A 15599-nucleotide genomic window follows, 5' to 3' on the forward strand; every position below is an offset into this window, starting at 1 on the left:
ACAATGATTTAGCCTTATTTTTTTGTCGATAGAATGATATCTGGGTTACTAATTGTTAATAGTAAAGCGCAGCATGATATTTTTTCGAGTGAGCCGGTATCCATTTTTAACAAAAAGACAGCAACTGCTATAAAGACAGCCTATAATGGCGCATCACATAGCCGCCGAAATGATCAGCATGAAATACCGTGACTTACGTGACTTCCTCTCGTTGCTGGAACAGAGGGGTGAACTTAAACGTATTAGCCAGCCTATTGATCCCTATCTGGAAATGACAGAAATCGCCGATCGCACCTTGCGCGCTGGCGGGCCTGCATTACTTTTTGAAAACCCTAAGGGTTACAGCATGCCAGTGCTATGTAACTTGTTTGGCACCGCCAAGCGGGTCGCTATGGGGATGGGACAAGAAGATGTCAGTGCATTGCGGGACGTTGGCAAACTGTTGGCTTTCTTGAAAGAACCCGACCCTCCGAAGGGATTTCGCGATTTATTCGATAAACTGCCGAAATTTAAGCAGGTATTGAATATGCCAACGAAATGCTTAAGCTCCGCGCCTTGTCAGGAGCAAGTTTGGGAGGGGGATGATGTCGACTTGAGCCGAATCCCTGTCATGCACTGCTGGCCAGAGGATGCAGCTCCCTTGGTCTCTTGGGGGCTAACGGTAACGCGTGGTCCACATAAAGAGCGTCAAAACCTGGGTATTTATCGCCAGCAAGTTCTGGGTAAAAACAAATTAATTATGCGCTGGTTATCCCACCGTGGTGGCGCGCTAGATTATCAAGAATGGTGTGAAGCTCATCCCGGTGAACGTTTCCCGGTGGCGGTGGCACTTGGTGCTGATCCAGCAACCATCTTGGCTGCGGTAACACCGGTGCCCGATACCCTGTCTGAATATGCTTTTGCCGGTTTATTGCGTGGACACAAAACAGAAGTCGTGAAGTGTCTTTCCAATGATCTTGAAGTACCTGCAAGTGCAGAAATTGTATTGGAAGGATATATTGAGCAGGGTGATATGGCGCCAGAAGGACCTTATGGTGACCATACCGGCTATTATAACGAGATTGACAGCTTCCCTGTTTTTACCGTTACCCATATTACCCAGCGTAAAGACGCAATTTATCATTCAACTTATACTGGCCGTCCTCCGGATGAACCGGCAGTGATGGGGGTTGCGCTGAATGAAGTATTTGTCCCTATTTTACAAAAGCAGTTTCCAGAGATTGTCGATTTCTATCTACCACCAGAAGGCTGTTCATACCGTCTGGCGGTGGTGACAATCAAGAAACAGTATGCAGGTCATGCTAAACGCGTGATGATGGGCGTTTGGTCGTTTTTACGCCAGTTTATGTATACAAAATTTGTTATTGTTTGTGATGATGATATTAATGCACGTGATTGGAATGACGTTATTTGGGCGATTACGACCCGGATGGACCCATCCCGCGATACGGTGTTAATTGAAAATACGCCAATAGATTATTTAGATTTCGCCTCACCGGTTTCCGGTTTGGGATCTAAAATGGGGCTGGATGCCACCAACAAATGGCCAGCTGAGACTCCGCGTGAATGGGGGCGTCCAATTAAAATGGATGAAGAAGTCCGCGCCCGTGTTGATGCTATTTGGGATGAACTCGCCATTTTCAGTGACAAAGAGACGAAACGCTAACCGGCATCGTTCTTGTCCTTGGTTTTGCATTTGATGACCCGACAGAGGGAAGGCATGACAACTTTAAGCTGTAAAGTAACCTCCGTAGAGGCCATTACCGATACGGTGTACCGGGTGCAATTGGTGCCTGCATCTGCATTTTCTTTCCGTGCTGGGCAGTATTTGATGGTAGTAATGGACGAGCGTGATAAGCGCCCGTTCTCTATGGCATCCACGCCGTTGCAACAAGATTTTATTGAGCTGCATATTGGGGCTTCGGAACTTAATCTGTATGCCATGGCCGTGATGGACCGAATTCTCAAAGAGAAAACATTGGATGTGGATATTCCTCATGGTGAGGCGTGGTTCCGTGAGGGCAGTAACCGCCCATTGCTTCTCATTGCCGGTGGCACCGGTTTCTCCTATGTGCGCTCCATTTTGTTAGCGGCGTTAGCGGAATGTCCTGACCGTGAAGTCTCCGTCTATTGGGGGGGCCGCGAAGCCGTGCATTTATACGATCTAAGCGAGCTGGAAGCGCTATCGGTTAAATATCCGCAATTGAAAGTTATTCCTGTGGTTGAGCAACCGGAAGAAGGTTGGCGTGGCCGCACCGGAACAGTGCTGAGTGCGGTATTGCAAGATTACGGCTCTCTTGCTGAGCAAGATATCTATATCGCCGGTCGTTTTGAAATGGCTAAGATTGCCCGTGAACGTTTTTGTGCTGAACGTGGCGCGCAGGAAGCGCATATCTATGGTGACGCATTTGCCTTTATCTGAGTGAATGATTTTATTCAGAATAAAAAAAGCCCGCCCCTGACAGGCGGGAAAACGGCAACTAAACACCAGGTACAGCGGTTATAAGGGCCTGAATTCAGGCCCTTAATGTTTTGAAGATAAGTTATTCAGAGGTTATACGCGTTCAAAGACGGTGGCGATGCCTTGGCCTAAACCGATACACATGGTTGCCAGACCGAACTGTACGTCACGGCGTTCCATCAGATTGAGCAATGTAGTTGAGATTCTTGACCCTGAACAACCCAATGGATGGCCTAGTGCAATGGCTCCACCATTCAGGTTTACCTTGTCATCCATGCTCTCCAGCAAACCCAAACCTTTCAGGCAAGCCAGTGATTGAGCGGCAAATGCCTCATTTAATTCAAATAAACCAATATCTTCCAGTTTTAGCCCCGCACGTTTTAATGCCAGTTGGCTGGCAGGCACTGGGCCATATCCCATAATTGAAGGATCACAACCGACGACAGCCATTGAGCGGATACGAGCGCGTGGTGTTAAACCTAATGATTTAGCACGGGATTCACTCATGATAAGCATGGCAGATGCACCATCGGAAAGTGCCGATGATGTTCCGGCCGTCACGGTTCCGTTGACTGGATCAAAGGCTGGGCGCAGAGCTGCCAAACCGGCTAAATTGGTTTCAGGGCGAATAACTTCATCGAAATCAAAGCGTTTTAAGATGCCATCAGCATCATGCCCATTGGTCGCGACTATCTCATTGGCAAAATGGCCCGCTTGTGTCGCCGCATAGGCTCGTTGATGAGAGCGAACAGCAAACTCATCTTGTGACTGGCGGCTGATATTGTGGATTTTTGCCAACATTTCAGCGGTTAAACCCATCATACCCGCAGCTTTAGCAACAGTACGGCCCATACCAGGATGGAAATCGACACCGTGATTCATTGGCACATGGCCCATATGTTCCACGCCACCAATCAAGCTGACTTGTGCATCACCCACCATAATAGCTCGGGCGCCATCATGCAGAGCTTGCATAGATGAACCGCATAGGCGGTTCACTGTCACTGCCGGAACACTATGTGGAATTTCAGCCAGTAAAGAGGCATTGCGGGCGATATTAAAGCCCTGCTCTAGCGTTTGTTGCACGCAACCCCAATAAATATCATCGATTTCGGCGGCATTTAGCCCAGGATTGCGGCTCAATACTTCCCGCATTAAGTGAGCGGAGAGATCTTCTGCTCTAACCTGACGGAATGCGCCTCCTTTAGAGCGGCCCATTGGCGTGCGGACAGCGTCAATAATGACTACATTTTCCATGTTCTCAGACCTCATGCCGGTTGACTGGTAGAAACATCAAGCAGCGCTGCTGCCACAGGATAATAACTTTCGTTATGTTCAGCTTTGGCTCTCAGCCCTGCCGGGACGTGATACAGCGCGCCAAGGTGAGCATAACGCTGAGCCATTTCGACATAATTTGCACTGCCGATGGTATCAAGGTAACGGAAGACACCGCCATGGAATGGAGGGAAGCCCAGACCATAAACTAATGCCATGTCTCCCTCAGCCGGGCTGGCAATAATGCCTTCTTCCAGACACCGCACCACTTCATTGATCATCGGTATCATGGTGCGCGCGATAATATCGTCGTCGCTAAATTTCTGAACAGGTTGGCTGACTTGTGCCAATAACGCATCGGCTTGCTCGTCATTTTCTTTACGCGGCTTGCCTTTGGCATCTTGGGTATAACGGTAGAAACCTTGACCATTTTTCTGACCAAATCGTTGATTATCAAACATCACATCAACTGCATCGCGATAATCTTTATTCATACGGTCTGGGAAGCCCACAGCCATCACGGCTTGTGCATGGTGCGCGGTATCAATTCCCACCACATCTAATAGATAAGCCGGGCCCATTGGCCAGCCAAACTGTTTTTCCATCACTTTATCAATTTGACGGAAATCGCCGCCGTCTCTGACCAACATGCCAAACCCAGCCAGATACGGGAATAAGACGCGGTTAACGAAGAAGCCAGGGCAATCATTCACCACGATTGGGGTTTTACCCATTTGTGTTGCGTATGCCACAACAGCAGCAATAGTTTTATCTGAGGTTTTCGCGCCACGAATAATTTCAACCAGCGGCATACGATGAACGGGGTTAAAGAAGTGCATGCCGCAGAAGTTTTCAGGGCGTTTCAGTGAGTTAGCTAATTGATCGATTGGAATGGTCGATGTGTTCGAGGCTAAAACAGTCTCTTCACCAATCAGCGCTTCAACCTCGGCCAAGACAGCGGCTTTCACTTTTGGATTTTCCACCACCGCTTCCACGATGACTTGTGCGCGTTCAATTCCGGCATAATCCAGTGTCGGCTGGATGGTTGCCAAAATATTCGCCATTTTCAGACCATCGATTTTACCGCGTTCCAACTGTTTATTGAGAAGCTTGGCAGCCTCATTCATGCCAAGGGCCAGCGATTTGTCATTAATATCCTTCATAATGACTGGCACGCCTTTCAGTGCCGATTGATAGGCAATCCCACCGCCCATAATTCCGGCACCCAATACCGCAGCTTGTTTTGGTGCACTGACACCCTTGGACAGTTTTTTGGCCTGACCTTTAACATATTGGTCGTTAAGGAAAATACCGACCAATGCACGAGCTTCATTGGAACCTGCCAAGGGCACAAAGCTATTGGTTTCCAGTTTCAATGCCTCGGTTCGGCCAAACTTCGCCGCAGCTTCGATAGTTTTGACGGCGGTCAATGGCGCTGGATAGTGCTTACCTGCCACTTGCATGACCATGCCTTTGGCAATGGTAAAGCACATGGCGGCTTCCGTTGGGTTGAGTTTCAGTGGTTCTAATTTCGGGCGGCGTGCCGCTTGCCAATCAAGCTTTCCGTCAATTGCCTGTTTCAACATAACCAAAGCGGCATCAGCCAGCTTTTCAGATGCCACAACAGCATCAACTAATCCCACTTTTAAGGCATCTTTAGCAATAATATCTTTGCCAGCTGCAATGATTTCTAATGCGCTGTCAGCCCCTAATAAGCGCGGCAAACGCACAGATCCGCCAAAGCCCGGCATGATACCCAGTTTGGTTTCTGGCAGGCCGATACGGGTTTCTGGCGATGCAACACGGAAGTCAGTAGCAAGAATACATTCACAACCGCCACCTAGTGCATAGCCATTGATGGCAGAAATAGTCGGGACTGGTAAGTCTTCCAAACGGTTGAAAATATCATTGGCAAAGACCAACCATTGGTGCAGTTTTTCCGGTGGCGCATTAAACAGAGACAGAAACTCGGTGATATCGGCACCGACAATAAAGGCCGCTTTGGCGGAACGCAGCAGCAACCCTTTAAGTTCGCTTTGTTTTTCCAGCACAGCCAGGGCTTCACCCAGATTGGCTACGGTTTTAGTATCCAGTTTATTAACTGAACCCGGTGCATCAAATACCAACTCGGCGATGCCGTTTTCCAGCCAGTGAAGCTGTAGTGTTTCGCTTTGGTAGAGCATATCTATCTCCTGAATAAGCGCATGTGATCTGGTATGACCAGATATTCAGGAAGTGTGGATATTTTGTTAATGAAATGCAAACAAGAGATTGATTTTTTGCAGTGAAGATCACAGTCAATCAGAAAGATTAATTGATTTTTATCATGTTTATTCGTGGTGTTTGAGCGGTTAAATAATCCATTTATTGCGAGTTGTAACGCATTTTTCAGACAGATAAGTGGTCGCCGAAACATGGCGTTGGCGACTATGATAAGATGAAAAAATTAAGTTCTAATAGCAAAGGGTACTGTGATGGAAACGCTGGCTTCTTTATATAACGAACATTTGTCCACCCTACAACAGCGCACCCGTGATGTGCTGGAGCGTCATCAGCTAGACGCTTTACTGATTCATTCCGGTGAATTACAACGCATTTTCCTTGATGACCGTGATTATCCTTTCAAAGCTAACGCCCAGTTCAAAGCTTGGGTGCCGGTGACGCAAGTTCCAAACTGCTGGTTATGGGTGGATGGGGTCAATACGCCGAAGTTATGGTTTTACTCGCCAGTCGACTATTGGCACAGTGTCGAGCCATTACCAGACAGCTTCTGGACAAAATCGATTGATATCCAGCCATTAGCTAATGCAGATGATATTGCGCAGCAATTACCTGTGCAGCGCGATCGCGTAGCCTATATTGGGTATGCGCAGCAACGTGCTCAGGCTCTGGGTTTCAGCGCCGAAAACATTAATCCACAGCCGGTGTTAGATTATCTGCATTTCTACCGTTCTTATAAAACGGACTATGAGCTGGCATGTATGCGCGAAGCGCAAAAGATGGCGGTCACCGGGCATCGGGCTGCTCATGAAGCATTCCAATCTGGAATGAGTGAGTTTGATATCAATCTGGCGTATTTGATGGCGACAGGTCACCGTGATACTGATGTGCCTTACGATAATATTGTTGCGCTGAATGAACACTCTGCCGTGCTTCACTACACCACGTTACAGCATCAGCCACCGGCAGAAATACGCAGTTTCCTGATGGATGCAGGCGCTGAATATAATGGTTATGCCGCTGACCTGACTCGGACTTATGCCGCTGATAGTGATAGCGATTTTGCTGCACTGATCCAAGACCTGAATGATGAGCAACTGGCACTGATCAAAACTATTAAAAGTGGTGAGCGCTATACTGATTATCACGTCCAGATGCATCAGCGCATTGCCAAGTTATTGCGCACTCATAACCTGGTCACGGGTATCAGTGAGGATGCTATGGTCGAACAAGGCATTACCTGCCCATTCTTACCGCACGGGCTGGGTCATCCTCTTGGGTTACAAGTGCATGATACTGCAGGTTTTATGCAAGATGACACGGGTACTCACCTGAGTGCGCCAGCCAAATATCCTTATCTGCGTTGTACACGAATTCTGCAACCTCGTATGGTGCTCACTATTGAGCCGGGTCTCTACTTTATTGAATCTCTGCTGGCCCCATGGCGCTCAGGAGAGTTCAGCAAGCACTTCAATTGGGAACGTATTGATGCGCTGAAACCTTTTGGCGGTATTCGTATAGAAGATAATATCGTTATTCACGATAACCGGGTTGAGAACATGACTCGTGACCTGAAGCTGGCCTGATGCAGCCTTATCTGATACCTGCTGCACCGGTGACTATCAGCGAGGAAATCAAAAAAAGTCGTTTTATTACCTTGCTGGCACATACCTGTGGGGTGAATGAAGCGAAGGGTTTTATTCAGCAGGTTAAGCAACAACATCCTACAGCCCGGCATCATTGCTGGGCTTTTGTTGCCGGTACACCAACAGATTCACAGCAATTAGGTTTTTCCGATGATGGTGAACCTTCGGGTACCGCGGGTAAACCCATTCTGGCCCAGTTGATGGGCAGTCATATTGGTGAAGTTACTGCCGTGGTTGTGCGTTACTATGGCGGTATAAAGCTGGGGACCGGCGGGCTGGTCAGGGCGTACGGCAGCGGCGTTCAGCAAGCGTTAAAACAGATTGAAGTAAAATATAAAGTCCCGCAGGTAGAATATACTTTGCAGTGTGACTATGCGCAGCTTGCCATGGTAGAAACATTATTACAGCAGGTTGAAGGCCAGATTTTACAGAGTGAATATGCACAACTCGTGACACTTCACCTCTCATTGCCAGCAACTCAAGCCAGTCAGGTCGGGGATAAATTGCGTGATCTCAGTCGTGGTACGTTGCAATTGACGCCCATTTCGCAATAATCCCCATCCAAGTGAATTGCTAAGGAACGTGCCGGAATGCATTTTCGTGCCATAACCCGTATTGTTGGCCTGCTGGTCATCTTATTCTCCGGGACAATGTTTATTCCCGGACTAGTGGCCTTGATCTATCGTGATGGTGCCGGCCGTGCCTTCAGCGAAACCTTTTTTGTTGCTCTGGCGATAGGCCTTTTGCTTTGGCTACCAAACCGAAAACAGAAGCATGAGTTGAAGCCTCGCGAGGGTTTTCTCATTGTCGTGCTGTTTTGGACGGTACTGGGCAGTGTGGGGGCACTACCTTTCTTATTCTCTGAGCGGCCAAATCTCTCCTTAACTGATGCGTTTTTTGAATCATTCTCCGGTTTGACCACCACCGGGGCGACCACACTAGTGGGATTGGATTCACTGCCTAAAGCTATTTTATTCTATCGGCAAATGCTGCAATGGCTTGGTGGTATGGGGATCATTGTGCTGGCGGTGGCAATCTTACCTATTCTGGGGGTTGGGGGGATGCAGCTTTATCGCGCAGAAATGCCCGGCCCGCTGAAAGATAATAAGATGCGACCTCGAATTGCTGAAACTGCTAAAACACTGTGGCTTATCTATGTCTTACTGACGATTGCTTGTGCGCTTTCCTTGTGGGGCGCGGGGATGTCGGTGTTTGATGCCATCTCTCACAGCTTTTCTACGATAGCCATTGGCGGTTTCTCTACCCACGACGCCAGTATCGGTTACTTCAATAGCCCAACCATTAACACCATTATTGGTATTTTCTTACTGATTTCAGGGTGTAACTTTGGTCTGCACTTTGCGGTACTCAGTGGCCGCAGTTTGAAAGTGTATTGGCGTGACCCCGAATTCCGTATGTTTATCTTTGTACAATTGACCTTGGTTGTCGTGTGCACCTTGGTGCTCTGGCAACATAATGTGTACAAATCGGGCATGGAAACGTTAAATCAGGCCTTTTTCCAAGTGGTATCAATGGCGACCACGGCGGGTTTCACCACCGATAGTATTTCCAAGTGGCCGTTGTTCTTGCCAATACTTTTATTATGCTCTGCATTTATCGGGGGCTGTGCAGGGTCAACCGGTGGTGGCCTGAAAGTTATCCGTATCCTATTGCTCTACCTGCAAGGTTCGCGTGAGTTAAAACGTTTGGTTCATCCGAATGCGGTTTACACCATTAAGCTTGGGCGGCGGGCGTTGCCGGAAAGAATTCTGGAAGCTGTCTGGGGGTTCTTCTCTGCTTATGCTTTGGTTTTCATCATCAGTATGTTGGCCATCGTTGCGACAGGTGTTGATGAGTTCTCTGCTTTTGCGGCAGTCACCGCAACTTTGAACAATCTTGGGCCTGGTCTGGGGGTTGTTGCTGATAACTTTACCTCTATGAACCCAGCGGCAAAATGGATACTGGTGATAACCATGCTATTTGGACGACTGGAAGTCTTCACTTTACTGGTTCTTTTCACCCCGACATTCTGGCGTGAGTAATTCTGCATTAAGGAACATTGCTATGAAAGTACTGATACTTTACTCCAGCCGTGATGGCCAAACGAAAACCATTGCTTCTTATATAGCTAAGGAGTTATCAGTAGTTGCTACCTGTGAAATACAGGATTTGGCAGAAGTAGAGCAAATCGACTTGAGTCAATACCAGCAAGTGATGATTGGTGCTTCAGTGCGCTATGGGCATTTCAACCAGAGTTTGAGTAAATTCGTCAACAAACACGTTGAACAGCTAAATCAAATGCCGAGCGCATTCTTTGCAGTCAATCTGACCGCTCGTAAGCCAGAAAAGCGTTCGCCACAAACTAATGCTTATCTGCGTAAGTTTTTACTCAGCACACCTTGGCAACCTACATTGTGCACGGTATTCGCTGGAGCCCTACGTTATCCGCGTTACCGTTGGATCGATCGGATAATGATTCAACTTATTATGCGTATGACGGGCGGAGAAACGGATACCAGTAAAGAAGTTGAGTATACGGATTGGCAACAGGTAAGCAGTTTTGCTCAGGATTTCTCGGTATTGTCGTACAAAAAATAGCAATAGTGGCGATTATCACCGCAAATCGTTGAAATAAAACACGGTTGAAAAGTTTTTTCAAATTAGGGGTTGCAGGCTGTCAGGAACTCCCTATAATGCGCCTCCACTGACCGGGAACAACGAAACATACTTCGCCGGGTCAGGAAGAGAAAAGAACGATTTTGACTTCGAAAGAAACAAAAGAAAACCTTGACTCTTCAGCGGGAAAGCGTATTATCTGCCTCCCGCGTTACCGTAAGATTCGCCGCAAGGCAAACGGGTAACGAACGCTCTTTAACAATTTATCAGACAATCTGTGTGGGCACTCGCAAGACGATATCGAAGCCTGTTTCGGCAGGCAGAAGTAATATCAAAGTCTTGAAGAGTGACCAAAGCAGTACACATTTGAACTTCGGTTCGAATGCATATTTGCAGAAAGTAATCTTTGAGCATCGCTTTTAATTAAGCAAATCAAACAAATCTTAAATTGAAGAGTTTGATCATGGCTCAGATTGAACGCTGGCGGCAGGCCTAACACATGCAAGTCGAGCGGCAGCGGAAAGTAGTTTACTACTTTGCCGGCGAGCGGCGGACGGGTGAGTAATGTCTGGGAAACTGCCTGATGGAGGGGGATAACTACTGGAAACGGTAGCTAATACCGCATGACCTCGCAAGAGCAAAGTGGGGGACCTTCGGGCCTCACGCCATCGGATGTGCCCAGATGGGATTAGCTAGTAGGTGAGGTAATGGCTCACCTAGGCGACGATCCCTAGCTGGTCTGAGAGGATGACCAGCCACACTGGAACTGAGACACGGTCCAGACTCCTACGGGAGGCAGCAGTGGGGAATATTGCACAATGGGCGCAAGCCTGATGCAGCCATGCCGCGTGTGTGAAGAAGGCCTTCGGGTTGTAAAGCACTTTCAGCGAGGAGGAAGGGGTTGAGTTTAATACGCTCAATCATTGACGTTACTCGCAGAAGAAGCACCGGCTAACTCCGTGCCAGCAGCCGCGGTAATACGGAGGGTGCAAGCGTTAATCGGAATTACTGGGCGTAAAGCGCACGCAGGCGGTTTGTTAAGTCAGATGTGAAATCCCCGCGCTTAACGTGGGAACTGCATTTGAAACTGGCAAGCTAGAGTCTTGTAGAGGGGGGTAGAATTCCAGGTGTAGCGGTGAAATGCGTAGAGATCTGGAGGAATACCGGTGGCGAAGGCGGCCCCCTGGACAAAGACTGACGCTCAGGTGCGAAAGCGTGGGGAGCAAACAGGATTAGATACCCTGGTAGTCCACGCTGTAAACGATGTCGACTTGGAGGTTGTGCCCTTGAGGCGTGGCTTCCGGAGCTAACGCGTTAAGTCGACCGCCTGGGGAGTACGGCCGCAAGGTTAAAACTCAAATGAATTGACGGGGGCCCGCACAAGCGGTGGAGCATGTGGTTTAATTCGATGCAACGCGAAGAACCTTACCTACTCTTGACATCCACAGAACTTAGCAGAGATGCTTCGGTGCCTTCGGGAACTGTGAGACAGGTGCTGCATGGCTGTCGTCAGCTCGTGTTGTGAAATGTTGGGTTAAGTCCCGCAACGAGCGCAACCCTTATCCTTTGTTGCCAGCACGTAATGGTGGGAACTCAAAGGAGACTGCCGGTGACAAACCGGAGGAAGGTGGGGATGACGTCAAGTCATCATGGCCCTTACGAGTAGGGCTACACACGTGCTACAATGGCAGATACAAAGTGAAGCGAACTCGCGAGAGCAAGCGGACCACATAAAGTCTGTCGTAGTCCGGATTGGAGTCTGCAACTCGACTCCATGAAGTCGGAATCGCTAGTAATCGTAGATCAGAATGCTACGGTGAATACGTTCCCGGGCCTTGTACACACCGCCCGTCACACCATGGGAGTGGGTTGCAAAAGAAGTAGGTAGCTTAACCTTCGGGAGGGCGCTTACCACTTTGTGATTCATGACTGGGGTGAAGTCGTAACAAGGTAACCGTAGGGGAACCTGCGGTTGGATCACCTCCTTACCTAACGATACGCATTGCGCAGTGTCCACACAGATTGTCTGATGAATGTAAACGAGCAAGCGCACCTGTTGATGTCGTGAGTTTCGACTCATGCTGATACGAAACGGTTAGATTTCGGTTTAATCGGAATTTCGTGTCCCCATCGTCTAGAGGCCTAGGACACTGCCCTTTCACGGCTGTAACAGGGGTTCGAATCCCCTTGGGGACGCCAATCCGATAATGTGTGAAAGACATTATCACCGGTTCTTGATGAACCACAAAGTATCTTAAAGATGACTTTAACGAGTCGTGTTTAAGATATTGCTCTTTAACAATCTGGAACAAGCTGAAAATTGAAACATTACAGCTGAAACTTATCTCTCCGTAGCTGTACTGAGATAAGAAGTAACCTGTAATAGAGTCTCTCAAATAATCACAACGCAAGTTGTCGAAAGACACCTTCGGGTTGTGAGGTTAAGCGACTAAGCGTACACGGTGGATGCCTAGGCAGTCAGAGGCGATGAAGGGCGTGCTAATCTGCGAAAAGCGTCGGTAAGCTGATATGAAGCGTTACAACCGACGATACCCGAATGGGGAAACCCAGTGCAATTCGTTGCACTATTGCATGGTGAATACATAGCCATGCAAGGCGAACCGGGGGAACTGAAACATCTAAGTACCCCGAGGAAAAGAAATCAACCGAGATTCCCCCAGTAGCGGCGAGCGAACGGGGAGGAGCCCAGAGTCTGAATCAGTCTGTGTGTTAGTGGAAGCGTCTGGAAAGTCGCAGGGTACAGGGTGATACTCCCGTACACAAAAACACACTTACTGTGAACTCGATGAGTAGGGCGGGACACGTGACATCCTGTCTGAATATGGGGGGACCATCCTCCAAGGCTAAATACTCCTGACTGACCGATAGTGAACCAGTACCGTGAGGGAAAGGCGAAAAGAACCCCGGCGAGGGGAGTGAAATAGAACCTGAAACCGTGTACGTACAAGCAGTGGGAGCACCTTCGTGGTGTGACTGCGTACCTTTTGTATAATGGGTCAGCGACTTATATTTTGTAGCAAGGTTAACCGTATAGGGGAGCCGTAGGGAAACCGAGTCTTAACTGGGCGTCTAGTTGCAAGGTATAGACCCGAAACCCGGTGATCTAGCCATGGGCAGGTTGAAGGTTGGGTAACACTAACTGGAGGACCGAACCGACTAATGTTGAAAAATTAGCGGATGACTTGTGGCTGGGGGTGAAAGGCCAATCAAACCGGGAGATAGCTGGTTCTCCCCGAAAGCTATTTAGGTAGCGCCTCGTGAACTCATCTTCGGGGGTAGAGCACTGTTTCGGCTAGGGGGTCATCCCGACTTACCAAACCGATGCAAACTCCGAATACCGAAGAATGTTATCACGGGAGACACACGGCGGGTGCTAACGTCCGTCGTGAAGAGGGAAACAACCCAGACCGCCAGCTAAGGTCCCAAAGTCATGGTTAAGTGGGAAACGATGTGGGAAGGCATAGACAGCCAGGATGTTGGCTTAGAAGCAGCCATCATTTAAAGAAAGCGTAATAGCTCACTGGTCGAGTCGGCCTGCGCGGAAGATGTAACGGGGCTAAACCATGCACCGAAGCTGCGGCAGCGACACTTAGGTGTTGTTGGGTAGGGGAGCGTTCTGTAAGCCGTTGAAGGTGGACTGTGAGGTCTGCTGGAGGTATCAGAAGTGCGAATGCTGACATAAGTAACGATAATGCGGGTGAAAAACCCGCACGCCGGAAGACCAAGGGTTCCTGTCCAACGTTAATCGGGGCAGGGTGAGTCGACCCCTAAGGCGAGGCTGAAAAGCGTAGTCGATGGGAAACAGGTTAATATTCCTGTACTCGGTGTTACTGCGAAGGGGGGACGGAGAAGGCTAGGCTAGCCGGGCGACGGTTGTCCCGGTTTAAGCATGTAGGCGGAGTGACCTGGTAAATCCGGTTGCTTATCAACGCTGAGGTGTGATGACGATGCACTACGGTGCAGAAGTAGTTGATGCCAAGCTTCCAGGAAAAGCCTCTAAGCATCAGGTAACATTGAATCGTACCCCAAACCGACACAGGTGGTCAGGTAGAGAATACTCAGGCGCTTGAGAGAACTCGGGTGAAGGAACTAGGCAAAATGGTGCCGTAACTTCGGGAGAAGGCACGCTGGCATTAGGTAAAGAGACTTGCTCTCGTAGCCGAAGCCAGTCGCAGATACCAGCTGGCTGCAACTGTTTAATAAAAACACAGCACTGTGCAAACACGAAAGTGGACGTATACGGTGTGACGCCTGCCCGGTGCTGGAAGGTTAATTGATGGGGTCAGCCGCAAGGCGAAGCTCTTGATCGAAGCCCCAGTAAACGGCGGCCGTAACTATAACGGTCCTAAGGTAGCGAAATTCCTTGTCGGGTAAGTTCCGACCTGCACGAATGGCGTAATGATGGCCAGGCTGTCTCCACCCGAGACTCAGTGAAATTGAACTCGCTGTGAAGATGCAGTGTACCCGCGGCAAGACGGAAAGACCCCGTGAACCTTTACTATAGCTTGACACTGAACATTGAGCCTTGATGTGTAGGATAGGTGGGAGGCATCGAAGTGTGGACGCCAGTCTGCATGGAGCCAACCTTGAAATACCACCCTTTAATGTTTGATGTTCTAACTCGGCCCCGTGATCCGGGGTGAGGACAGTGTCTGGTGGGTAGTTTGACTGGGGCGGTCTCCTCCCAAAGAGTAACGGAGGAGCACGAAGGTTAGCTAATCACGGTCGGACATCGTGAGGTTAGTGCAAAGGCATAAGCTAGCTTGACTGCGAGAGTGACGGCTCGAGCAGGTACGAAAGTAGGTCTTAGTGATCCGGTGGTTCTGAATGGAAGGGCCATCGCTCAACGGATAAAAGGTACTCCGGGGATAACAGGCTGATACCGCCCAAGAGTTCATATCGACGGCGGTGTTTGGCACCTCGATGTCGGCTCATCACATCCTGGGGCTGAAGTAGGTCCCAAGGGTATGGCTGTTCGCCATTTAAAGTGGTACGCGAGCTGGGTTTAGAACGTCGTGAGACAGTTCGGTCCCTATCTGCCGTGGGCGTTGGAAGATTGAGAGGGGCTGCTCCTAGTACGAGAGGACCGGAGTGGACGAATCACTGGTGTTCGGGTTGTCATGCCAATGGCACTGCCCGGTAGCTAAATTCGGAAGAGATAACCGCTGAAAGCATCTAAGCGGGAAACTTGCCTCGAGATGAGTCTTCCCTGGGGCTTTAAGCCCCCTGAAGGAACGTTAAAGACTATGACGTTGATAGGCTGGGTGTGTAAGTGCAGCGATGCATTGAGCTAACCAGTACTAATGATCCGTGAGGCTTAACCTTACAACACCAAAGGTGTTTTTGTTATTTGAGAATTG

8 protein-coding genes, 1 tRNA gene and 2 rRNA genes are annotated in these 15599 nt (G+C 49.0%); 9 read left to right on the forward strand and 2 right to left on the reverse strand.

Annotated elements, in window-relative coordinates; all coding sequences use genetic code 11:
- Nucleotides 1–169 precede the first annotated feature (169 nt).
- The gene (ubiD, locus tag DJ58_RS07680; RefSeq protein ID WP_004712390.1) at nt 170–1666 is read left to right on the forward strand and encodes a 4-hydroxy-3-polyprenylbenzoate decarboxylase; all 1497 of its coding nucleotides are present in this window, start codon (nt 170–172) and stop codon (nt 1664–1666) included.
- A 54-nt stretch (nt 1667–1720) separates the two neighbouring features.
- On the forward strand, nt 1721–2422 hold the full coding sequence (gene fre, locus DJ58_RS07675) for an NAD(P)H-flavin reductase (RefSeq protein WP_032912027.1): 702 nt from the start codon (nt 1721–1723) through the stop codon (nt 2420–2422).
- A gap of 132 nt (nt 2423–2554) precedes the next feature.
- Here fre and fadA read toward each other — a convergent pair whose 3' ends face one another.
- Both fadA and fadB read right to left on the reverse strand, forming a co-directional pair.
- Nucleotides 2555–3718 carry an acetyl-CoA C-acyltransferase FadA gene (gene fadA / locus DJ58_RS07670; protein WP_004712392.1) on the reverse strand — a complete coding sequence of 388 codons (1164 nt, stop codon included), beginning with the start codon at nt 3716–3718 and terminating at the stop codon, nt 2555–2557.
- Between the two features lie 11 nt (nt 3719–3729).
- On the reverse strand, nt 3730–5919 hold the full coding sequence (gene fadB, locus DJ58_RS07665; protein WP_004712393.1) for a fatty acid oxidation complex subunit alpha FadB: 2190 nt from the start codon (nt 5917–5919) through the stop codon (nt 3730–3732).
- A 291-nt stretch (nt 5920–6210) separates the two neighbouring features.
- On the opposite strand from fadB, the gene pepQ reads away from it, so the two are divergent.
- From pepQ to DJ58_RS07630, 7 genes are all read left to right on the forward strand, one after another.
- A complete protein-coding gene (gene pepQ, locus DJ58_RS07660; protein ID WP_004712394.1) occupies nt 6211–7542 on the forward strand; it encodes a Xaa-Pro dipeptidase in 1332 nt (443 codons plus the stop codon).
- Complete coding sequence (locus DJ58_RS07655; RefSeq protein WP_032912029.1) at nt 7542–8156, forward strand: IMPACT family protein; 615 nt, start codon at nt 7542–7544, stop codon at nt 8154–8156. The genes pepQ and DJ58_RS07655 overlap by 1 nt, the downstream gene beginning before the upstream one ends.
- Nucleotides 8157–8192: 36 nt before the next feature.
- Nucleotides 8193–9644, forward strand: coding sequence for a Trk system potassium transporter TrkH (gene trkH / locus DJ58_RS07650; protein ID WP_004712395.1), 1452 nt, complete (start codon nt 8193–8195; stop codon nt 9642–9644).
- 22 nt (nt 9645–9666) lie between these two features.
- Nucleotides 9667–10200 carry a menaquinone-dependent protoporphyrinogen IX dehydrogenase gene (gene hemG, locus DJ58_RS07645; RefSeq protein WP_004712396.1) on the forward strand — a complete coding sequence of 178 codons (534 nt, stop codon included), beginning with the start codon at nt 9667–9669 and terminating at the stop codon, nt 10198–10200.
- A gap of 463 nt (nt 10201–10663) precedes the next feature.
- Nucleotides 10664–12206: ribosomal RNA gene (locus tag DJ58_RS07640) — 16S ribosomal RNA — on the forward strand.
- 135 nt (nt 12207–12341) lie between these two features.
- Nucleotides 12342–12417 (forward strand) — tRNA-Glu (locus tag DJ58_RS07635).
- Between the two features lie 240 nt (nt 12418–12657).
- Nucleotides 12658–15564, forward strand: a 23S ribosomal RNA gene (locus DJ58_RS07630).
- Together the 16S and 23S rRNA genes with 1 tRNA gene alongside form the textbook arrangement of a ribosomal RNA operon.
- The last annotated feature ends 35 nt before the right edge of the window (nt 15565–15599 follow it).

The sequence above is a fragment of the Yersinia frederiksenii ATCC 33641 genome, from assembly GCF_000754805.1.
In the GTDB taxonomy this organism is placed as follows: domain Bacteria; phylum Pseudomonadota; class Gammaproteobacteria; order Enterobacterales; family Enterobacteriaceae; genus Yersinia; species Yersinia frederiksenii.